Here is a 21,859-nt window from a genome sequence, read left to right on the forward strand (position 1 = left end):
ATTAAAATTTAATAGTATTTAAACATGAAATTAGCATTTATTCTTATCAACATTCTCGTCCTGGTCACTTTAGTGCTACCAGAGTCTTGTTGATGTGAAAAGCTAATGAATGAATAAAGCCTCCGCATCTAACGGAGGTTTTTTTTTGCCTAATTTTAGGGAATGAGGAATTAAAATGAGTGATCAAAAAATGTCAGGGGCGGCATTGTTAATTAGAGCCCTAAAAGAATTAAATACAGAGTATATTTTTGGCTATCCTGGAGGCTCTGTTTTAGATATATATGATGCACTCTTTGTACAGGATGACGTAAAACATATTTTAGTTCGTCACGAACAAGCCGCAACCCATATGGCAGATGGCTACTCACGTGCAACAGGTGAAGTAGGTGTTGTATTAGCCACTTCCGGCCCTGGCGCAACAAACTGTGTTACCGGTATAGCAACAGCTTATATGGACTCTATCCCGATGGTTGTATTATCTGGCCAAGTACCTACAAGTTTAATTGGTGACGATGCATTTCAAGAAACCGATATTGTTGGTTGTTCACGTCCAATCGTAAAACATAGCTTTAACTGTAGAGATGCCCATAAAATCCCAGAGATCGTAGCTAAAGCTTTTTATTTAGCTAAGTCTGGTCGACCTGGGCCTGTCGTAGTTGAGCTACCGAAGGATATTTTGAATCCTGAATTAAAGTTTGATTTTGAGATGCCTGAAAATATAAAAATGCGCTCATATAACCCTACAAATAAAGGACATCCAAAACAAATAAAAAAAGCAGTTAACGCAGTTTTAAATGCCAAAAAGTTAGTCATTTACTCTGGTGGTGGTGTTGTATTATCAGATACTGCAGAGCAACTAACACACTTAGTAGAGTCTTTGAACGCACCTATCACAAATACACTTATGGGCTTAGGTGGTATCGATGGGACTCATCCTAATTTTGTTGGCATGTTAGGAATGCATGGCTCGCTTGAAGCAAATAAAGCGATGGCTGGTGCTGACGTAATATTAGCGTTAGGTGTGCGATTTGATGATCGTGTTACCAATAATGTAAATAAATTTTGTCCAAATGCAACGATTGTACATGTTGATGTTGATCCGACTTCCATATCTAAAACAATTCATGCGCATGTTCCCGTTGTAGGCGACCTTAAAACAGTATTTGACCAGCTACAAACTGAAATTGATAATAGTGATATACAAATAGACCGTGCAGCACAGGAAGATTGGTGGCGCCAAATTAATAACTGGCGAGATCAAAAATGCATGAGTTATTCAAAGGACTCTGACAAAATTAAACCACAAACAGTTATTGAAACCTTATATAAAGTGACCAATGGCGAAGCTTATATCAGCTCAGATGTCGGCCAACACCAAATGTTTGCAGCACAGTATTATCCATTTGCGAAACCGAGACAATGGATCAATTCAGGTGGTTTAGGCACGATGGGCTTTGGTTTACCTGCTGCTATGGGAGTTAAACTGGCGTTTCCAGATAAGGAATCTGTTGTTGTAACGGGTGATGGTTCTATTCAAATGAATATCCAAGAATTATCAACGTGTATGCAGTATGGATTACCCGTAAAAATAGTATCACTTAATAACCGCTCTTTAGGTATGGTAAGACAATGGCAAGATATGGTTTATTCTGGCCGACATTCATTTTCTTATATGGAATCACTTCCTGATTTTGTTAAATTAGCTGAAAGTTATGGTCATGTAGGAATTCGAGTTGATCATATTGATGAGTTAGAGCCGGCATTAGCTAAAGCTATGTCAATTAAAGATAGATTAGTATTTTTAGATATTAATATAGATGAAACAGAGCATGTATACCCAATGCAAATAAAAACAGGTGCTATTGATGATATGTGGCTTAAGAAAGGAGTAAAAGCATAATGCGTCGTATTTTATCCATTATTTTAGAAAATGAACCAGGTGCACTTTCACGTATTATTGGACTATTTTCACAACGTGCTTATAACATTGATAGTTTGACTGTCGGAACCACGGATGATAAATCAATTTCAAGAATTACGATTACAACACAAGGCAGTGAAAAAATTCTAGAACAAATTACTAAACAAGTTAATAAACTTGTAGATGTATTAAAAATAATTGATTTAACCGAAGTCAGTCACATCGAGCGAGAATTAATACTCATAAAAGTAACTGCGGCTAATGAAAAGGCAAGAGCCGCTGTAACACGCGTTACGGATGTATTTGGAGGTTCAATTCTAGATATGGGAAAATCGACTTATACATTGCAGCTGGTAAGTAGTACCGAAAAGCTCGCTTCTTTTATTGATTCTTTAAAAAATGAAACGGATATTATTGAAGTTGTCAGATCTGGCGCACTTGGTTTAAACCGAGGAGATAAAGCATTACGGGTTTCTTAATAGAATTGGTATAACCCACAAAATAAAGACAAAAAAAAAGGCTTGATATAATCAAGCCTTTTTAAATTTAATAAATTAATTATTAAGCGTTAACAGTGTCTTTTAATGTTTTACCCGCTTTGAAGCCAGGAACATTAGCAGCTGCTATTTGGATTTCAGCACCTGTCTGTGGGTTACGACCCGTTCTTGCTGCACGCTCTTTTACTGAGAATGTACCAAAACCAACTAAAGCAACTGAATTACCTTCTTTTAAAGAGTCAGATACAGCGCCAGTAAATGCGTCAAGGGCGCGGCTTGCTGCTGCTTTTGAAATTTCTGCATCTTCTGCGATTTTGTCAACTAATTGAGATTTGTTCATCTTTAGAATTCCTATCTTTATTATTTTAAGCTTTTGTCGGACCTATATTTATGTATTTTTAAAGAGTTAGCAATAGCTAAAGTAAACTTTTTTGATGAAAAACATAATTAAATTACATATTTTCTCTAAAATAGGGAAAGGCGCGGGAAAATAATGCTTTTGTTAACTCAAAACCTAGGTAACACCCCGCTAAGCTTACAACTGGAAGCATGAGTAAAATAAATAAATATGTAATATCCGTCATAGGAGCCCCTTTGAAAAATCCAGGGATTTAAATCAAAATTATGTATGATTTAAATCTTTAATACATACTTAGTCGTAACTGATATTCAAAAGGTTTAAATATTCTTGAAGTTTTTTACAAAATATTACGCAGATTTATAACTGAAACTAAGGACACCAAAGATAGTGTTTAAGATTTATTTTTTCATTAGTAAAAAGAATACCTTCGTCTACAAGCAATGAAAATTGGATCTTATACTGTTCGCTATCTAATGGAAATGAAATACGCCCTTGCGCATTAATAACTCGATGCCAAGCAAGTTTAGAGCCCTCAGGTAACTGCTTTAGTGTGGCGCCTACAAAACGTGCTAGCCCAGGTAACCCAGCTAATCGTGCAACTTCCCCATATGTGGTAACTTTGCCACTAGGTATCGCTTGAATGACTTGCCAGATCAGTTTTTGTTTATGCGCTGTTGAAGATTCTATAGTTGTCATATATTTAAGGTTAATTAAGCTCTTTTTGTAGAGCCATAATAGTAATTTTGTTTATCATATTTTACACGGTTTAATATTACACCATTAATTTTAGTATCTGACTGGTTTAATAGCTCTAAATCATGGTTAAGTTTAGCCACTGAGTTTTTTTGAATATCAACAACAAGGGTTAAACCACCCACATGTTTACTGATCATAAGCGCATCACTCACCGACAAAATTGGCGGGCACTCTAATATCACACGATCATATTTATTTTGTAGGGCTATAAGTAAATTCTCAAACCGTTTCATAGATAAGAATAGTAATGGATTCATTGGTCTAAGACCTGAAGCTAAAACATCTACATTGATATTTTCATCTTTAAAAATACACTCATCAAAACTATGAGTTTGTGCTAATAAATTTGTTAAGCCAGGCCTGTGTCTGGGTTCATTAAGCGCAACAGCAATCGAAGGGTCTCTTAAATCAGCATCAATTATAATTACTTTTTCTAGTTCTGAAAATGATTTAGCTAACTGCAAACACGTACTTGATTTACCTTCATTGGGTGTTAAAGAGCTAACAGCTATCAGCTTTTGTTTATTAAGCTCTCTATCTAAAGATATTTTAGTTCGAATGGAACGGATACACTCTTCATAAATATCAAACTGCTTACCATTACCTGAAATAATTGGCATCGACTTATTTTTACCACGACGTCGAACTTTAGGGATCTCGCCAATGACTTTATAACCGTAATGATGTGCAATCTGCCTAAATTTTCGATGTGTATCGGAAAAGAAATGTAAAATTATAACCAGTAATACAGAAAGCATAAAACCCATAACCAAAGATAGCACTGCTAATAAAGCTTTTTTAGGTTTAATTGGGTGCTTAGGTGTCACTGCAGGATCAACAACGATGATCCCCCCGCCTCTATTTATATCATTTAATAGTTCAGTTTCTTTTTGTTTTGCTGTGATTGAAGCTAACAACTCGATATTGGCATCTATATTTCTTTTAATTTTATCAAAGTTAATTCTTTTAGTGATCGCTTGTTCTAATTTTGCATTGGCGTCTTTTAACTTTAGCTGAATTAAGTCTATTAAATGCTCAACTTCTTTCATTCGAATGGCATATTTATTAATAACAGTGTTAATTTCAGATTTTATTTGTTCTTGTGTATCTAATATTTTATTTTCAATATATTGATATTTTGGATGTTTATGTAAATATCTGAGTTTAATTTGTGATAACTGAGCTTGCTGAGTTGATTCCAGTTGCGTTAATGCACTGATCATTTTTGAGTTAGCAATTTCAAAAATGTTCATAATTTGTTCTTGTGTGCCTTTCGCTGAGTGTATTTTATCATCTATACGCTTTAATTTTTCTTGTTCGAGCTTCAGTAATCTTAACTCTTTATATAATTGGCTAATTTCTAATTTAGATAATTCAACTAAGCTTGTTATATCTACAACATTGTTTTCTGTCCGATATTTTTTTAAATTTTCTTCTTCTTCAAGTAATTTGTTTTTAACATCTTCTATTTTAGAATTGATCCAATCACCACTTTTTTCATTATCATGACGCATCAAATTTGCTTGATAACTAACAAAATTATTTGCTATGGTATTAACAACTAATGCCGTAAATTGTGGAAACTCGCTTTCATAAGCAATTTCCAACATATTAGTTTTAGAGACAGTACTAATTTTTAAATTTTTCTGAAGTTGAAATTCATCCCACTTTTGTTTTTTTGATGCATTTAATAAAGATGAAGTATCTTCTAATCGCGATATAATTTCTTTTGCAAATTGTTTTGATTTTAATAACTTGATTGTTGTATCTAATTCTTCATTAGATGAAGAACCACCTGACATCAAAGATTGAAGTGGATTACTAGCTTTTTCTCCTTTAACCATAATTGTTGTTGAAGAACTATATACTTCAGGCATTTTATCAATAACAACAAGGCCAGTGAAAAATACCGAGGATGTGACAACTAAGATAAACCACTTTTTCATCCAAAAAAGCGAAATGAGATCAGCCAGATCTATTTCGTCATCTATGGGTTTAAAGTTAGCTTCTTGTTGAACCATAAATTAAAAGAAACTCTTTTCTATTTTGATCACGTCACCAGGCAAAATAATTGTTGAAGACTGTGCTACAAAGGTCGACTTATCGATCCCCCTTTGAATTGTCCATATTTTACGCGATGCCCTGTCTTTTAATCCACCAGAAAGCGCGATAACTTGCTCCAATGTGATATCAGGCTGATATTTATAACTGCCAGGATTACGCACTTCTCCATAAATAAAAAAAGGACGATAACTTGAAACTTGAATAGAAACACTCGGTGACACTAAATAACCGTCTTTTAATAATTCCTCTAGATGAGATTTGGCTTCTTTTTGTGTTAGACCGCTTAAATTAACACTGCCAAGAAGCGGTAAATCAACTAAACCTTGTTGGCTAATTTGCCCCGAATAAGCAAGATCACTCTCTTGATATACAGATATTGATAAGCTATCACCAGGCCCAAATTCATACCCTTGAGATATGCCTAAACTATAAGCTGGAAATGCCAGCCAACATATTAAAATTATCAGGCTCAATTTTACCATGTGTATGCTAACTCCATATTTAAGCTAGTTTGATTTATCTTAACTTTTCTATTTTCATTGCTTGATTCAGTGTCTGTTATTTTATGATATTGCAATTTTGAATTAAGCTGCATTCCTGAAATAACAAGCCAAGACCAAGATAATGACACTAAGTTTTTATTATATTCTCGAAAGGTTTGTTCAAAACTTTTCTTTTGTTTTTTCAACATAAGACTTAACAAATGCGTTTTAGATAACTTATGCGACCAATTTAATTGATAATCTGTATTTAATTGAGTCAAAGTATCGTTAGAGAATGAAATTTCGGAACGCTGAGAAGTAGAAATATTTACATGGTTTTGTTCTGATATGCTCCATTTATCCGATGCTAGCCAATAATGCCCATCATTGCTTGAGTCACCTTCACGCTTAAATATACCAGCTATAAAACTCAGTTTATGTGAACCGCCTACCAAAGTTTTTAAACCCGCTCCAAACTCTTGTAAGTCAGTATTTTTATCTGCGCGTTTACCTTGGCTTAATTTTACATTGGCTAATAAGTGGGTATCTTCTGTGATCTGATGACCGTATGTTGACGAAATTGCTTTTGTTTCATTTTGACTTAACTGATACCTACTTATACCTTGTTCGCTTTGGTTAATACTGAGGCTAAGATTTAAAAATTGACTTTTATAATCTCGACCAATATTTAAATCTATTTTAGCTAAATCATTTTTTAATGTAATCAAAGACACAGGTTGATCTACAAACTCAGCTCCTTCTTGACCTGGCAAAGTTTCATTTTTTGATTTATTCAATAATAAATCAGCTGAAGCTTGTTCTGATAAAAAGAAATGTATATTAGGTGAAACAGAATATCCTACAGCATTGAGTTGTGACTGCTCTAAATAAGATTTTTGATTTAACATAATAGGTAGAGATACAGCAAAACCTTCAAATAATTTTAAAAGTTTATAACTTGCACTGAGGCGCCCCGCACTATCAGACACTTGATTTGAGGTTTGATTATATAAATTATCTGTGTGCTCTAATGAAAAAGAAGTCTTAAATTCATTGATTTCCTTATCCCAAACCACATTTGCTTGGACAAAACTACTTAACAGTAAAAGCCAAATACTACATGCTGCGAATAACTTCAAAATACTCTCTTGCAATGTTAGGGCTTAAAAACGAGTGTAAACGTATTAATTTGTTACAAGTATAATACATTTGTCACTATAAACATACTAGGTGTTATCGTCAAATATATTAAATACTTTAATAAAACAACTGATTTTTAAAGAAAAATAAAATCACAAAGAAACTAATACCCAAAATAGATTAAATTGCATTCTGAAACAGCCAGAATTACACCTTATTAACAAGCAATACTTTATTCCTACATATTAAATAATCTATTCATATAGCTTCACACGTCCCCATTTTCGCATTTATTTAAGTTAAATGTTTCAAAAAAACATACAAAAAAATTTAACGTTTCCAAAATAGAACATATTTTGATATTAATTAGTTTTAGGGAAGCTTAAAATCAAAAAAATAATAATTTAAAAATAAAAAAGCAGCACTTGCTGTAGCTGCAGTGTTATCGGTTAGTTTATTACCGTCATTAGCTGCAGATGCATTTAACGGTGTTGTAAAAGGCAGTATTAATCCACATGGCTGCAACGGTAATTACTTTAAAACATAAAGGTAAAGGCATAACGCGTAAAATTATCGTAGATCAAGACGACAGCTATGTTTTACGTAAATTACCAATTGACTATTATTGGTTCAGAGCTCATTTATAACGGTTTATTAGTGCAAAATGGAACTGATATTGAGCGCATCGCAATATCAGGAAGTAAAATTTCAAGAGTCATTACATCATCATCAACGGCGCTATAACAGTAACTAGTGATGAATTAGCATATTTACCGGTTAATAACGGTTTTGAAAATATCGCTTTATATCTCCAGGTACAACACAAAGAGAAAGACTAGATTATTATGAATTAGGCGATGTAGAAGCAAATGGTACACCTATTTTATTAGCTGCTGGCTAACCATCATCGTTGGTGAATTACGTGATACTTTTGTACGTTAAGCTGGTATTGATGATCCTAACCGAATTGTTTCTGACAACTTAGACAGCATGTATTCTGACGAATTTACCATAGGTTACCAACAAGAAATATTGACTACTCTTTAATTAACTGGTGATTCAATATTTTCAGGATGAAGTCCCACTCATCACACTAAGCTTTATAACTTAACCTCAGATCTGCATAAGAAACTCTTTATCTAGCCGAGTTATTCTAATACTTGGCTGTTTTTCTTGAAAAGTATATGCAATTAACCCAGCGATTAAGTTAACCATAAAGCTTACGCAACTACGATGCCTCGAATGCTCTATCTGAGATATATTTTTTAATTGGCCAAAAACAGCTTTAACAATAAAACACTTTATAATCATTAATTTACCCAATACTTTCATAACTTTGGCTTTCATGTTTTTTCTAATTCCAGTTACAAAATTGATGTTTTTTTTCAGCAGGTTCGGCTTCTAATTTTTTAGATAAGTAACCCTTATCTCCATATAATTACCCCCATAAACCTTTTACCATATCTGGGATAGGGTTTCTGTCATCTACATTTCCTGCTGTTATTTTCACAGCTAAAATCCCACCTTTATCATTAATAATTAGATGAAGTTTAAATCCATAGAACCAACCCATAGTTCCTTTTCCTCGCTCGGCACTACCGTTAAAAACTTTATGTCTAGGAATACGTAACTGGTGACAAACTTGTATTTTAGTTGCATCAACAAAAGCTATCCCTGTCGGTTTTGCTTGTCGATGTGTCATATAGCTACAAAGCGGTGTGAGGACAGATTGCAATAGTTTTAGCATTCTCGTATAGCTAACCAATTGTCGAAATTCTTTACGCCAATATTGACATACATGATTGATATAATAGGTTTTAAAATCACAGTAACCAGAGCAATGAAAAGCAATAACAATCGTCATTACCTCACTCGTTGTAAGTTTAGAAGGCTTAATTCTTTGTTTAAGTCCAATTTCGATAAGATGATTTTGCCACTGAGGTTCAAATTTAAGACAGAAGTCATCGACATCAGTGAAAATAAGGTCTAAATTAATCATGCCCAAGTCCTTGCGATTAAAAGTTCTAGTCAAACGATCTGATCGCAACTTGGGCATTTAGTTCAATTCTTATGTGCAGCTCAGGTTAACTTAGGCAGTTAAATCAAATTTAAACTGCCTCTTTGTATTTATGATTTAACTGTCCATAAATTATCCATGAAAAAATTTTAATTTTGCCATATAGCAAATAATTAAATTAATCTGCTAAAAATGGATTAATAAGGTAGAGATCTTGGGTTTCATCTATTAATGGCTTTAACTAATAACCGATTAAAAAAGCGATATCACATATAGTAAATATCTATTAAATTCAAATATTAAGCAGTTTTTATTATTAAATCAAACCAGTAACAAAAGTCGATGATGAGAAAAAACGGTCTTAAAGACCGTTTCTAATATGATTAATAAGCTTAGTTTTAGCTTAAACTAAGTCGCCCCATAAATCGTATTCATCAGCATGAGCAATTTTAACCGTAACCATATCACCCGCTTTTAGTGATGTTTCACCATTTAAGTAAACAACACCATCAATTTCAGGAGCATCAGCGTAAGTACGACCAATGGCACCTTCGCCATCAACTTCATCAATTAAAACTTGCATCGTTTGCCCGATACGCTTTTGTAACTTAGCTTGGCTGATAGCTTGTTGTTTTAACATAAAACGTTCAAAACGATCTTGCATTATCTCTTCAGGTACAGGATCTGCTAATTCATTTGCTTTAGCGCCTTCTACAGGTGAGTATTTAAAACACCCTACTCTGTCTAATTGCGCTTCTTCTAACCAATCTAACAGTAATTGAAAGTCTTCTTCTGTTTCACCAGGAAAGCCAACAATAAATGTAGAACGAATAACAAGTTCAGGACAAATTTCACGCCATTTTTTAATGCTTTCTAAAACACGTTCAGCTTTACCTGGACGTTTCATCATTTTTAAAATTCGAGGGCTTGCATGCTGAAATGGAATATCTAAATAAGGTAGTAATTTACCTTCAGCCATTAATGGGATCACATCATCTACATGAGGATATGGATATACATAATGTAAACGAACCCAAATCCCCATTTTAGCTAGAGCCTGACACATATTTAGCATATCAGTTTTTACAGGCATGCCATTCCAAAAACCAGTTTTTGATTTAACGTCGACACCATAAGCACTAGTATCTTGGCTGATCACTAATAACTCTTTAACTCCGGCATTTTTTAAACGCTCAGCTTCAGATAAAACATCGCCAATCGGTTTTGAAACTAATTTTCCACGCATATCTGGAATAATACAAAAAGTACATTTGTGATTACAGCCTTCAGATATTTTTAAATAAGCAAAATGTTTAGGTGTAAGCTTTACACCTTGATCCGGCACTAGATCGGTAAAAGGGTTATGTTTAGGCTGCGCAGTAAACTCATGCACATGATCCATTACATTTTCGTATGCATGAGGACCCGTAATACCTAATACACCTGGATGTACTTCTTTAATTTCATCTTCTCTAGCGCCTAAACAGCCGGTTACAATAACCTTACCATTTTCTTCAAGTGCTTCACCTATTGTATCTAATGACTCTTGAACAGCACTATCTATAAAGCCACACGTATTCACGATTACGACATCAGCACCATCATAGCTACTAACAACCTCATAACCTTCAGTGCGAAGTTGTGTCAAAATTCTTTCCGAATCAACTAAATTTTTCGGACAACCAAGGCTTACAAAACCGACTTTAGAGCCAGTTGCTTCACTAGGATCACTACTAGAAGATTGTTTTTCCAATTCTTTTTTTGGTGTTTCAAGTGTTGTTGTTTGCTTTGGGTCAAAAGTATTGACTGACATAATCCGCCTTGGTATTTAATAAACTAAAATGTAGTTATAGCGTTTAGCTATTTTAATAGTGTGATTATACAGGAAAGTGCGTAAAGGGGGAATTAAGGTAATACCAACACTAATAAATATGTGATCAATCTAAATATCCAACACGGTATTAAATAATGCAGATCCTAAACATATTTAGATTAAACACCATATTTCTAACCAAAAGTAACTATGGAACAAACTCTATTGGATTGATTTTTAATCATAAAAGTATGTACGAAGCATATATCTAACCAAACACAGCAATAAAGTACATTATATATACCAACAAACTATAATAGACAGCATATTTCTAACCAAACATGAAAGGATCCGTTGCGATGTGCATCTATACAAACCAATACAAGTGCATAAATGCGTATATTTCTAACCAAAAATATGCAGATCCGTTGGATTTTTTACCTACACAAACAAGATTAAATAAATACATGCGCATATTTCTAACCAAAAACAGCAGAATCTCATATTCCAAGCTCAACTTATTGGTTAGAAATTTGGATCTATCAATAGATAAACATGATGTTTCTAACTAAAAAATCGAATAATGAATTGTTTTTTGTACAATAAATATCTGAAGACGCATATTTCGAACTAAAAAATAATGAAGCAGCATGTTTCTCACTAAAAATGTCAGGATGCTTTTTAAATAACGATAAAAGAAGATCACGATTCCTAACCAATTAATCGGATCTATAAATTGATCTAAAAACCAACAAAAGCAATAAAATTTGTAATGTAAAATTGAAATAATTGTTAATGGAGTTTTACAAATTGAATTTAATGCGTATTTAGGCTGTTAGTAACTTATTATTTTGGTCAGAAATATGGTTCTTATTAATCAGATCATCTGATCTTTTAGTTAGATCCTTTGATCGCATAAATTTAATTTAGTTAGAAATAAGGTATTTCATAGTCAGAAATGGTGATCTGAATGTGTATTAAAGCCAATTTAACTGTGGATAGATCTATATTAAAAATATTATTAGTGAGAAATACTGATCTGTAATGGTAAGAAATAAATATCTGTTTGGTTAGTTATATTGATCTCAACAAAGATCGTAATGGTTAGAAATTTAGGATCCTTTGGTTAGATATAAAATAATTAATAGTTAGAAATTCAGGTTCTGTTGGTTAGATATCACAGTCAGAAAAACAGTAAAAAACAATAATTACAAAGACTTAAAAACACTTACCTAACCAGAAACCACTCCTGATTTTAATCTTTAAATAGACTCTTTTAACCTAATCTTATAAAACTTCCTTTAATTTACCTTTTCATAGAAAAATATCTGATCAAAAAAAGATCTCAATTTCTAACCAAAGCTATCTTGCATGCTTTAAATATAAATTTTATGATCCCAAACACTTAATGATCATTCTAATAAGAAAAAGAGAACCTCTAATGCTAGCTACTACACCAGATTTCAAAGTAGATCCAAAAGAAGCTTTGAGATTACGTTTATTTGAAGTATTAGATGGTGATAAATATGATCTGAATTTAGAGCGTAAATATTCTAATTCAATTACCAGCATTGATTTGATCCCAAGATTTTATCGCGGTTATGGTGCAATAAAACCTGTTGCTGATCTGGCTTCAAACACAGTTTCAATATCTAACAATTTTTCTATTCAAGGAAAAGATTATACTTGTCGCGTACAGCCAGCAGTGATCCAAAGAATAGATCGTAAAACAAAAGAAAAAGTAGAGTTTTATGCCCTACCCTCAGATGCTGAAGAACTTATTGAAAAAGTTATTTTTTTGATCGCATCAACTAATGGTCTTGAAAGAAAATCAATTGGTGGCATAACGCGATACGGAACAAGTTTTAGTTTATATGAAATAAAAAAATACCTACAATTAATGGGTAAGACAAAAAGCTATGAACAAATACGAGAATCATTAACCATAATACGAGATTCAAAAACACGTATTAGTCAAACAGACCAAAATAACCCTAAACGTCGTGCTGAAATTACACATGATGTATGGTCTGATGCGGTATTAGAATTAGAAGGTAATGGTAGAGGCAGAGATCGCTGTTATATTGGTTTTAGCGACTTTGTTGTTCAAGAAATCTCAAATTTAAGTTATAGACAAATTTTATTTAGCCGATTAACTTGTTATGGGTCTACATTTTCACGCTACTTAGATCTATACCTTTCAAGTATGTGGACATCAGCAACATTAGATAGAAAAGAGCCTATTAGCTTACTGCGCATCATGGAGTCTTTTGGTAAACCCCAAGTATCAATTGTGACTAAACGCCGTGATATGCGCGCTGCTTTATTAGATTTACTTGAAAAGAATGTCATTAAAACTGTGCCTTCACCAATAAAAAAACGTATTAATGATGAAGAGTTTGATTATTTATATTATTTAGAACCTACAGATCATTTTGTTGAAGAAATGATTATATCTAACGGTAAATTAAAAGGCTTGAAGAGCTTATCAAATAAAATAACGGAAGATGAAATTAAAGAATTACCTGATAAAGTGGGACGTGTATACAGTGATTTTGTTTGTCCTGATACCAATGTGATCTAATTAAACTTTCGTAACTTCTTATTTTCAATAAAAAAAGCATGTTTTAATCATGCTTTTTTTATGATCTTAGATTTAGTAATCTTATTTTTTTAATGATAATGTGCCTTTAATTCGCTTTGGCTTTGTTGCTTTATTACCATGTGACTCTTGCGTTTTTTTACTGTGAGTTCTGTTATCTTTATTGAACGGCTTTTTATTATCTCGTTTTGACGGATTTTTGTTTTTTAACTCATTATCAGATGAATTATTATTTTTAAAACCTCTTTTGTTAGTCGACTCTTTATTACTATAACGTTCATCTTGTTTATTAGCGTTATTTTTAAAGAGCTTATTGTGTTGGCGTTTATTAGTGTCAACCGAATGCTCTTCTGTTTTTCCTGAAGTCTCAACAGAGCCATTTATTTGCTGCATTTCACCTTCAGTTAAATGACGCCACTTACCAACGGGTAAACCTTTTAGTGTAACATTCATAATACGCGTACGTTGTAATGTAATTACTTCATAGCCTAAATATTCACACATACGACGGATCTGACGATTTAATCCCTGCGTTAATATCATTGAAAATGTATCTTTACTGATTTGTTTTACTTTACATTTTTTAGTCACAGTGCCTAGGATAGGAATACCATTTGACATTTTTTGAACAAAAGTACTATTTATTGATTTATCAACTTTTACAACATATTCTTTTTCGTGATTATTACCGGCTCTTAAAATCTTATTAACAATATCACCTTCATTCGTCAGAAAAATCAAACCTTCTGATGGGCGATCTAATCGACCAATTGGAAAAATACGTTCAGGATAATTAATCGCGCGTATAATATTACTTTGAATTTTTCGCTCTGTCGTACAAGTCACACCAACTGGCTTGTTATAAGCAATATAAACAGCTTTAGGTTTTTCTTTTAAAGGTCGACCATTTACTTTTACAACGTCACCTTCACATACTTGCGTGCCTACTTCGGCTTTAAAACCATTAATAGTTACCTTTCCACTTTCAATATATTTGTCAGCTTCTCGGCGAGAACAAAACCCCGTTTCACTGATAAATTTGTTGAGGCGCTTGGTATCTGTCATAGGTGTTCCAATAAGTAAAAGTCAAAAATCAGCGACATTGTAAACGAGCAAGGCTAAACGACCAATCATTAAAATCGTAAAATGTAAAAAAGTCTTAGCGTTTAAACTTGGTTTCTAATAAAACAGAAGAATTTGTACGCTCTACGCCATCTAAGTTACCAATATCATCAAGAATACGGCTTAATTGAGCTAATGACTGTGCTTGTACTATCGCGATTAAATCATGCTCTCCACTTGTGGCGTAAAGTTCACTAATTTGACTGACTTGTTTAAGTTCTAAGTTTGTTTTTGTTGTCAGTTTTTGTTTCACTTTTATAGAAACATGTGCAGATACTAAATCTTGTGAAAACTCACTGCCATATTGCACTACGTAACCTTTAATTACACCGCTACTTTCTAGCTTTGCGATACGATTTTGTACGGTAGAACGAGATAAACTCAGGGCTCTAGCCAAGTCTGATACGCTTGTTCTGGCATTTGTTCTTAGTATAGAAAGTAGCTTTTCATCTTGTTCACTTATCATATTGATAACTCTTTTGGTCATATTGTTCATTATATTAGTCAAATTTAACAAAATAACACTGCACTTTGAATTAAATAATACACATAATTAATAAATCATAATAATTAGTGCTGAAGTTAGATTCATTTATACAAATGTGAACTAAACTTTTAGCCATATTTAATCTGCAAGTGAAGGGTTTTAAAATGCAAGTAACAAGAGAATTATTTAACGATGTAATGGTACCTAACTATGCGCCATCAGCTGTGATCCCTGTAAAAGGTGAAGGCTCACGCGTTTGGGATCAAAATGGTAAAGAGTTTATCGATTTTGCCGGTGGTATTGCTGTTAACTGTTTAGGCCATTGTCACCCTAACCTTGTAAACGCTTTAAAAGAGCAAGGCGAAAAAATTTGGCATCTATCGAATGTTATGACAAATGAGCCTGCTCTGCGTTTAGCAAAAAAACTTGTAGATGCTACTTTTGCAGAAAAAGTGTATTTTGCAAATTCAGGTGCTGAAGCAAATGAAGCGGCATTAAAATTAGCACGTCGTGTTGCACTTGATAATCACGGAGCAGAAAAAAGCCAAATCATCGCATTTAATAAAGCATTTCATGGGCGTACATTCTTTACTGTAACTGTTGGTGGCCAAGCTGCATATTCAGATGGTTTTGGTCCTAAGCCAGGTGATATTGATCATGTTGATTATAATGATTTAGCTGCATTTGAAGCGCTTATTTCTGATAAAACATGTGCTGTTATGATTGAGCCACTTCAAGGTGAAGGCGGTATTATTTCTCCTACTAATGAATTTATGCAAGGCGTTCGTGATTTATGTACTAAACACAATGCTGTGCTTATTTTTGATGAAGTACAAACTGGTGTTGGCCGTACTGGTGATTTATATGCTTATGAAGGTTTAGGTGTAACACCTGATATTTTAACAACTGCTAAAGCGTTAGGTGGCGGTTTCCCAATCGCAGCAATGTTAACAAGTACTGAAATTGCAAAACATTTAAAAATTGGTACTCATGGTTCTACTTATGGCGGTAATGCATTAGCCTGTGCTGTTGCTGAAGCGGCTTTTGACACTGTAAACACAGATGAAGTGTTAGCCGGCGTTAAAGAGCGTGAGCAACTGTTCCGTGACGGTTTTGCTGCTATTAACGAAAAATATAATGTATTTAGTGAAGTACGTGGTAAAGGTCTTCTTTTAGGGGCTGTATTAACAGAAGATTACGCTGGTCGTGCTAAAGATTTCTTAGTTGCTTCTGCTGAGCAAGGTTTAATGAGCTTAGTTGCTGGTGTTAATGTAATTCGTTTTACACCTTCATTAGTGATCCCACTTGAAGATATCAAAGAAGGTTTAGAGCGCTTTGAAAAAGCGGTTGCACAAGTAGTTAAAGGTTAATCACTTTTTAATTAATTAAACAGGCTAAATAGTTAAATAGATTAATTAGCCTGTTTTGATGTCTATAAAAGGTATGAGTAACTTACTATGCAAGTAATTAGACCTATCAAAAAATCTGATTTTGATGCTTTAAAACAAATTGCAATTGAATCAGGTCATGGCTTCACATCATTACCGGTTAATGATGAACAGTTATCAGAAAAAATATCAAGAGCAGAATTAAGCTTCAATAAGTCTGCATCATCACCTGGTGATGAAGGATACCTATTTGTTTTAGAAGATACGCAAACAGGTGAAATTCTTGGTACAACAGCGATAGAAGCAGCTGTTGGTATGAATGTGCCTTTATATCATTATCATAAAAGTAAATCTGTTCATCACTCTAAAGCACTTGGTGTTTATAACACTGTTGAAGTGCTGACGATGTGTAATGATTACACTGGTGCAAGTGAAATATGTACCTTATTTCTCAGAGAAGCATTTCGTAAGGGCTTAGCTGGAAGGCTATTGTCTCGTGTACGTTTTTTATTTATGGCAGAGCATCCAACAAGGTTTGCTGATACCGTTATTGCTGAAATGCGAGGCGTATCTGACGCGCATGGTCACTCTCCTTTTTGGGAATGGTTACAAGAGCATTTCTTCAGCATAGACTTTCCTGAGGCCGATCATCTGATTGGTATTGGTAGCAAAGGCTTTATCTCCGAGTTAATGCCTAAACACCCTATTTACGCCAATTTACTTAGTGAAAAAGCACAGGCTGTTATTGGCCAAGTCCATGAAAAAACAAAACCTGCACTGCGTTTGCTTGAAAAGGAAGGTTTTGAACATCGAGGTTATGTTGACTTGTTTGATGCCGGACCTACCGTAGAATCAAAACTTAATAAAATACGTTCAGTAAAAGAAAGCATAAACAGCAAAGTAACAATTTCTGATGATATTTCAAATGAAACTGTATTTGCTATTTGTAATACCAGCATTGCAGATTTTAGAGCGACATTCACGCCACAAGTGAAATACATCAAAGAGCAAGGTATTACCGTTATATCACCTGAAGTTGCCAAAGCACTTAATGTAAGTGAAGGCGATTCAATTAGATTTATCAATTTAACTTAAGGATGCACCTATGAGCTTCAATGTACAACTTATAAATGGCCAATGGCTTAGTGGAACTGGACCGAGCTTTTCATCAGTTAATCCTTCAAATGGTGAAGTTATTTGGCAAGGTGCGGGTGCATCAGCAGAACAAGTAAATAGTGCAATAAAATCAGCGCGCAACGCTTTTTATACTTGGTCAGATCTTGAAGCAAGCGCACGTATTGAAATATTCAATAAATTTGCACAGTTACTAAAAGATAACAGTGAAACGATGGCGACTGTTATTGCTAAAGAAACAGGTAAGCCTATTTGGGAAACACGTACTGAAGTAGGTGCGATGGCTGGTAAAATTGCCATCTCTATTAAAGCCCATGACGAACGTACAGGTACGACAGAAAATCCAATGCCGGGTGCAAAAGCATTTATTCGTCATAAACCACATGGTGTTGTTGCTGTATTTGGCCCTTATAACTTCCCAGGCCATTTACCAAACGGGCATATTGTTCCTGCATTACTTGCTGGTAATACAGTCGTATTTAAGCCATCTGAATTGACACCTATGGTAGCTGAATACACATTACAGCTATGGCAACAAGCCGGTTTACCAGATGGTGTAATTAATTTAGTACAAGGTGAGCTTGAAACTGGTAAAGCATTGGCTTCTCATAATGATATAGACGGTTTATTCTTTACTGGTAGCTCTAATACGGGTCACTTATTACATAAACAATTTGCAGGTCACCCAGGTAAAATTCTAGCACTAGAAATGGGCGGAAATAACCCACTTATCGTAAAAGATGTTGCTGATATCGATTCTGCGGTTCATGATATTTTACAATCCGCTTTTGTGACTTCCGGTCAACGTTGTACGTGTTCTCGTCGTTTATTTATTGAGAAAAGCGCTAATGGCGATGCTATTTTAGCTAAATTGATTGAAGCGACTAATAACATATTAGTGGGAGAGTCTTTTGCTGAACCGCAACCTTTTATGGGTGCGATGATCTCAGAAGCTGCGGCTTTAGGTATGGTAAAAGCACAAGCTGAAATATTAGCGATTGGTGGTGAGTCTTTAGTTGAACTTAAGCACTTACAAGCCGGAACGGGTTTTGTGTCTCCTGGTATTGTAGATGTGACAAATGCACAATCATTACCTGATGAAGAGCACTTTGGTCCACTATTAAAAGTTTACAGATATACCGACTTTGATGCAGCAATTAACGAAGGTAACAATACTTCATTTGGTTTATCTGCAGGATTACTAGCAGACGAGCAAGCCGATTACGATCATTTCTTTAAGCGTATACGCGCGGGTATCGTAAATTGGAATAAACCTATTACAGGTGCGTCCAGCGCTGCTCCTTTTGGTGGTATAGGTGCCAGTGGTAATCACAGAGCCAGTGCTTTTTATGCTGCTGACTATTGTGCATACCCAGTTGCTTCTGTTGAAGCACAAAAAGTAACTATGCCAGCAACTTTAGCACCTGGTTTGTCAGTTTAATAATTAAGAATACGAGTAATTAGGGAGCAATTTTTTGCTTGCTTATATCAATTCTATTAAGTTAGTGAACTAATATAAATTAGGATAAATTTTCAAGAGCAAGGCGCTTGATTGAGCAATAGTAGGCTATTGCATATTTAGACCATTTAGATTGATCACATATTTATTGGAATTGGTATTATCATTAAGATTTAGGAATTAACATGCACACAAATGTAGATACACTTTTTGAAAACTTATGGACTGATTACCTAGCAGTCACACCTTCAGCTAAAAAAGTTCATGAATTATTAGGCTCTACACAGCAAGACGATGTGATCAATGATCATATTGCACTTCGTACTTTTAATATCGAAAAAGTAGGTTTAGAAAAGCTAGCTGCACATTTTAAAGCAGTTGGTTACACTGAATGTGGTGAATATCATTTTGATTCAAAACATTTATATGCAAAGCACTTTGAACATTCAGATCCAACTAAACCTAAAGTCTTTATCTCTGAGTTATTAGTTGAAAAGTTCTCTGATGAACTACAAAAAGTTATCACAGATATTGTTGATCAAGTAGATGAAGCTGCGGTTACAGCTGAAAACTTTATTTATTCAGGTACTCACTGGTCAATTGATTCTGATACTTACAAAATGTTATTAAAAGAAAGTGAATATGCAGCTTGGACTGCGGCATGGGGCTACCGTGCCAATCACTTTACAGTAAGTATTAACTATTTAGCAGGTTTTGAGACAATTGAAGCTGTAAATCAAAAATTGATAGATGCTAATTTTGAGATGAATACAACAGGCGGACTTATTAAAGGGTCTCCAGAAGTATTACTTGAACAGTCATCAACACTTGCTGATAACTTCAATGTTAAATTTAGCGATTGTGAGATGCAGATCCCAAGCTGTTTTTACGAGTTTGCTTTACGTTATAACAAACCTGATGGCGAAGTATATACAGGTTTTGTTGCTGCTTCTGCAGATAAAATATTTGAAAGCACAAACGCTAGATAATATAGAAGAAATTTAATATTCGGCTTTATCCAAGCCTAAAACGCCAGTTATTCTGGCGTTTTTTTGTTTTGAGGAGTTAATACTTTTGTAAAATAGCTAGTTTAGCTTTATAGAGCTTTTCTTGCTTCGCTTCATGTGTTTTCTCTAAGGCAATTTCCATGAATTTCTTAGAAGCACCTTTTTTATCAAGCGCAAAGAGTGACTTCGCCGTCCCTGCATAACCATAATGTAAATAAGGAGCTATTTCGATTACTTTTTTATAATACTTGATAGCCCCAAAATACTTCTGATTATTGTAATGCTCATCTGCTAACGTAAGCCATCTAAATGGGCTGGGATCTGTCGCATTATCAATTTTAGTTTGTAGCTGTTCTGCTGCTTTTGTTTTATTTTGTTTAACTAATAATAGTTGGTAATTAGTGAGTAAATTTAAGTTGTCCTTACTGTATTTTAAGCCATGAAGATACACTTTCTCTGATAAATCATATAGATCTAGATTTCTATATATTACAGCAAGTAAATTAATTGAACTTAAGCTTTTAGGTGCAAATTTTAATGACTCTAATGCTAACCAGCCTGCTGTGTTTAAATCATGTTCCAATAAAGCTTTTGCTGCTAAGTTTCTATAATACATAGAAATAAACTTTTCATATGTTGCTATACCATTAGACCAGTTATTTCTACTTGGGAAATAATCGACAATGATCCCGGGTTTATAAAAATAAACCATCTTATCTACTTCAATAAATGTGGGATCGTAGAGTTTTGTTCTAACGTGATTAGAGGTTAATTGAAAATTAGACTCTTTGAAATATACAGGGGCTGTAGTGACTTCACTATATGCAAATTTAATATTTGCTAATTTAGCATAAGCCGTCGTTAATATCGCTAAAGAGATACAGTTACCGGCTTTATTATCGATGGTTTCTTGTGCTGTATAGGTCTCACCATAATAATTAAATGCATGTAGGTTATTTTCTAGATAATTATAAACGCGTTTATGTGGGAGTATTTGCTGACGATTCTCTGCGTTATAATATTCAAAAAATTTGTTTTGTTCAGCTTTTGTGAATTCAAACAATTTATCGCTGGTAATTATATCTGGTTTTATACCAAATATTTGAGTATCTACGAGGGTTATAATGTTGGGGATTTCATTTTTAGGTGTTGTTTGTTTAGTTGATTCACAACCACTTAGTAAAATGCTAACACAAAAAATTAATATAAAATGGGATAAGTCAGTATTTAATAATGTAAAGATAAGACATTCCTTGTTCTTGATTGAAATATCAACATATAACTAAACAATAATCACTGTCAATATTAAAAACCATAAATAACAAAAGCTTATCATTTTTAACTTTAATGCTACATTGTGTTTTTTTATCATCTGTTAAGCTATCTAAAAGAACATTAAGCTCACAAATTGCTCGGTTGCTTTATCTGCTAACTGCATCAATGTTTTTTCTTGATCATCATCAAAACCTAAGCTGAACAGCATACCTTCTAATTCAATGAGTATTCCATTCATAATGTCACTCGATTGTTTATTATAATTATTTATTTTTTCACAGGTTTTGGATATTTGAATATCAGATGTATTGATGATTTTTTTGATCGTCCATAA

The 21,859-nt window shown here is 33.8% G+C and carries 19 protein-coding genes and 1 pseudogene; 8 read left to right on the forward strand and 12 right to left on the reverse strand.

Annotation, left to right across the window (positions count from 1 at the left end):
- Positions 1-175: 175 nt before the first annotated feature.
- Both KO527_RS14950 and ilvN read left to right on the forward strand, forming a co-directional pair.
- Positions 176-1,900: an acetolactate synthase 3 large subunit gene (locus KO527_RS14950; RefSeq protein ID WP_216041083.1), complete on the forward strand. Its 1,725-nt coding sequence runs from the start codon at positions 176-178 to the stop codon at positions 1,898-1,900.
- Positions 1,900-2,400, forward strand: coding sequence for an acetolactate synthase small subunit (ilvN, locus tag KO527_RS14955; protein WP_216041084.1), 501 nt, complete (start codon positions 1,900-1,902; stop codon positions 2,398-2,400). Before KO527_RS14950 ends, ilvN begins: the two co-directional genes overlap by 1 nt.
- An 82-nt stretch (positions 2,401-2,482) precedes the next feature.
- On the opposite strand, the gene KO527_RS14960 is transcribed toward ilvN, so the two are convergent.
- The 6 genes from KO527_RS14960 to KO527_RS14980 all read right to left on the reverse strand — a co-directional run bounded on the left by KO527_RS14960 (position 2,483) and on the right by KO527_RS14980 (position 7,220).
- Positions 2,483-2,758, reverse strand: a complete 276-nt coding sequence (locus KO527_RS14960; RefSeq protein ID WP_042148472.1) for an HU family DNA-binding protein — start codon at positions 2,756-2,758, stop codon at positions 2,483-2,485.
- A gap of 112 nt (positions 2,759-2,870) precedes the next feature.
- Positions 2,871-3,002, reverse strand: a complete 132-nt coding sequence (locus KO527_RS26295) for a hypothetical protein (RefSeq protein WP_289847701.1) — start codon at positions 3,000-3,002, stop codon at positions 2,871-2,873.
- A gap of 146 nt (positions 3,003-3,148) precedes the next feature.
- Positions 3,149-3,475 (reverse strand): MGMT family protein, encoded by a 327-nt coding sequence (locus tag KO527_RS14965; RefSeq protein WP_216041085.1) that lies wholly within the window; start codon positions 3,473-3,475, stop codon positions 3,149-3,151.
- Positions 3,476-3,489: 14 nt separating this feature from the next.
- Positions 3,490-5,556 (reverse strand): polysaccharide biosynthesis tyrosine autokinase, encoded by a 2,067-nt coding sequence (locus tag KO527_RS14970; protein ID WP_216041086.1) that lies wholly within the window; start codon positions 5,554-5,556, stop codon positions 3,490-3,492.
- Positions 5,557-5,559: 3 nt separating this feature from the next.
- Positions 5,560-6,081, reverse strand: coding sequence for a polysaccharide biosynthesis/export family protein (locus tag KO527_RS14975; RefSeq protein ID WP_216041087.1), 522 nt, complete (start codon positions 6,079-6,081; stop codon positions 5,560-5,562).
- Complete coding sequence (locus KO527_RS14980) at positions 6,075-7,220, reverse strand: hypothetical protein (RefSeq protein WP_216041088.1); 1,146 nt, start codon at positions 7,218-7,220, stop codon at positions 6,075-6,077. Before KO527_RS14980 ends, KO527_RS14975 begins: the two co-directional genes overlap by 7 nt.
- A 595-nt stretch (positions 7,221-7,815) precedes the next feature.
- Between KO527_RS14980 and KO527_RS14985 the strand changes: the two genes are divergently transcribed.
- The gene (locus KO527_RS14985) at positions 7,816-7,965 is read left to right on the forward strand and encodes a hypothetical protein (protein WP_216041089.1); all 150 of its coding nucleotides are present in this window, start codon (positions 7,816-7,818) and stop codon (positions 7,963-7,965) included.
- Positions 7,966-8,334: 369 nt separating this feature from the next.
- Here KO527_RS14985 and KO527_RS14990 read toward each other — a convergent pair.
- Both KO527_RS14990 and rimO read right to left on the reverse strand, forming a co-directional pair.
- A pseudogene (locus KO527_RS14990) lies at positions 8,335-9,220 on the reverse strand (IS982 family transposase).
- Positions 9,221-9,641: 421 nt separating this feature from the next.
- Positions 9,642-11,051 carry a 30S ribosomal protein S12 methylthiotransferase RimO gene (rimO, locus tag KO527_RS14995; RefSeq protein WP_216041090.1) on the reverse strand — a complete coding sequence of 470 codons (1,410 nt, stop codon included), beginning with the start codon at positions 11,049-11,051 and terminating at the stop codon, positions 9,642-9,644.
- 1,441 nt (positions 11,052-12,492) lie between these two features.
- Here rimO and KO527_RS15000 point away from each other — a divergent pair.
- A complete protein-coding gene (locus KO527_RS15000) occupies positions 12,493-13,635 on the forward strand; it encodes a hypothetical protein (protein WP_216041091.1) in 1,143 nt (380 codons plus the stop codon).
- Positions 13,636-13,716: 81 nt separating this feature from the next.
- Here KO527_RS15000 and rluF read toward each other — a convergent pair whose 3' ends face one another.
- Together rluF and KO527_RS15010 are read right to left on the reverse strand one after the other, a co-directional pair.
- Positions 13,717-14,718 (reverse strand): 23S rRNA pseudouridine(2604) synthase RluF, encoded by a 1,002-nt coding sequence (gene rluF, locus KO527_RS15005; RefSeq protein WP_216041092.1) that lies wholly within the window; start codon positions 14,716-14,718, stop codon positions 13,717-13,719.
- Positions 14,719-14,812: 94 nt separating this feature from the next.
- Positions 14,813-15,241 carry an Lrp/AsnC family transcriptional regulator gene (locus KO527_RS15010; RefSeq protein ID WP_216041093.1) on the reverse strand — a complete coding sequence of 143 codons (429 nt, stop codon included), beginning with the start codon at positions 15,239-15,241 and terminating at the stop codon, positions 14,813-14,815.
- A gap of 185 nt (positions 15,242-15,426) precedes the next feature.
- Between KO527_RS15010 and KO527_RS15015 the strand changes: the two genes are divergently transcribed.
- The 4 genes from KO527_RS15015 to KO527_RS15030 all read left to right on the forward strand — a co-directional run bounded on the left by KO527_RS15015 (position 15,427) and on the right by KO527_RS15030 (position 20,232).
- The gene (locus KO527_RS15015; protein ID WP_216041094.1) at positions 15,427-16,632 is read left to right on the forward strand and encodes an aspartate aminotransferase family protein; all 1,206 of its coding nucleotides are present in this window, start codon (positions 15,427-15,429) and stop codon (positions 16,630-16,632) included.
- An 87-nt stretch (positions 16,633-16,719) separates the two neighbouring features.
- On the forward strand, positions 16,720-17,745 hold the full coding sequence (gene astA, locus KO527_RS15020; protein ID WP_216041095.1) for an arginine N-succinyltransferase: 1,026 nt from the start codon (positions 16,720-16,722) through the stop codon (positions 17,743-17,745).
- Positions 17,746-17,755: 10 nt separating this feature from the next.
- Positions 17,756-19,225 carry a succinylglutamate-semialdehyde dehydrogenase gene (astD, locus tag KO527_RS15025; RefSeq protein ID WP_216041096.1) on the forward strand — a complete coding sequence of 490 codons (1,470 nt, stop codon included), beginning with the start codon at positions 17,756-17,758 and terminating at the stop codon, positions 19,223-19,225.
- A 203-nt stretch (positions 19,226-19,428) separates the two neighbouring features.
- Positions 19,429-20,232: a DUF1338 domain-containing protein gene (locus tag KO527_RS15030; protein WP_216041097.1), complete on the forward strand. Its 804-nt coding sequence runs from the start codon at positions 19,429-19,431 to the stop codon at positions 20,230-20,232.
- A gap of 76 nt (positions 20,233-20,308) precedes the next feature.
- Here the strand turns inward: KO527_RS15030 and KO527_RS15035 are convergent, their stop codons facing one another.
- On the reverse strand, positions 20,309-21,313 hold the full coding sequence (locus KO527_RS15035; protein ID WP_216041098.1) for a hypothetical protein: 1,005 nt from the start codon (positions 21,311-21,313) through the stop codon (positions 20,309-20,311).
- A 321-nt stretch (positions 21,314-21,634) separates the two neighbouring features.
- Positions 21,635-21,763 carry a hypothetical protein gene (locus KO527_RS26300; protein WP_289847702.1) on the reverse strand — a complete coding sequence of 43 codons (129 nt, stop codon included), beginning with the start codon at positions 21,761-21,763 and terminating at the stop codon, positions 21,635-21,637.
- Between the last annotated feature and the right edge of the window lie 96 nt (positions 21,764-21,859).

The organism is Pseudoalteromonas sp. C2R02 (assembly GCF_018860845.1).
Classification (GTDB): Bacteria; Pseudomonadota; Gammaproteobacteria; order Enterobacterales; family Alteromonadaceae; genus Pseudoalteromonas.

Coding starts and splice junctions, on each gene's coding strand:
- KO527_RS15030 (WP_216041097.1), top strand. CDS start 19,429: ATGCACACAAATGTAGATACACTTTTTGAAAACTTATGGACTGATTAC.
- KO527_RS14970 (WP_216041086.1), bottom strand. CDS start 5,556: ATGGTTCAACAAGAAGCTAACTTTAAACCCATAGATGACGAAATAGAT.
- KO527_RS14960 (WP_042148472.1), bottom strand. CDS start 2,758: ATGAACAAATCTCAATTAGTTGACAAAATCGCAGAAGATGCAGAAATT.
- ilvN (WP_216041084.1), top strand. CDS start 1,900: ATGCGTCGTATTTTATCCATTATTTTAGAAAATGAACCAGGTGCACTT.
- KO527_RS26295 (WP_289847701.1), bottom strand. CDS start 3,002: ATGACGGATATTACATATTTATTTATTTTACTCATGCTTCCAGTTGTA.
- rimO (WP_216041090.1), bottom strand. CDS start 11,051: ATGTCAGTCAATACTTTTGACCCAAAGCAAACAACAACACTTGAAACA.
- KO527_RS14965 (WP_216041085.1), bottom strand. CDS start 3,475: ATGACAACTATAGAATCTTCAACAGCGCATAAACAAAAACTGATCTGG.
- KO527_RS26300 (WP_289847702.1), bottom strand. CDS start 21,763: ATGAATGGAATACTCATTGAATTAGAAGGTATGCTGTTCAGCTTAGGT.
- KO527_RS15000 (WP_216041091.1), top strand. CDS start 12,493: ATGCTAGCTACTACACCAGATTTCAAAGTAGATCCAAAAGAAGCTTTG.
- astD (WP_216041096.1), top strand. CDS start 17,756: ATGAGCTTCAATGTACAACTTATAAATGGCCAATGGCTTAGTGGAACT.
- KO527_RS14975 (WP_216041087.1), bottom strand. CDS start 6,081: ATGGTAAAATTGAGCCTGATAATTTTAATATGTTGGCTGGCATTTCCA.
- KO527_RS14950 (WP_216041083.1), top strand. CDS start 176: ATGAGTGATCAAAAAATGTCAGGGGCGGCATTGTTAATTAGAGCCCTA.
- KO527_RS15010 (WP_216041093.1), bottom strand. CDS start 15,241: ATGATAAGTGAACAAGATGAAAAGCTACTTTCTATACTAAGAACAAAT.
- astA (WP_216041095.1), top strand. CDS start 16,720: ATGCAAGTAATTAGACCTATCAAAAAATCTGATTTTGATGCTTTAAAA.
- KO527_RS15015 (WP_216041094.1), top strand. CDS start 15,427: ATGCAAGTAACAAGAGAATTATTTAACGATGTAATGGTACCTAACTAT.
- KO527_RS14985 (WP_216041089.1), top strand. CDS start 7,816: ATGTTTTACGTAAATTACCAATTGACTATTATTGGTTCAGAGCTCATT.
- rluF (WP_216041092.1), bottom strand. CDS start 14,718: ATGACAGATACCAAGCGCCTCAACAAATTTATCAGTGAAACGGGGTTT.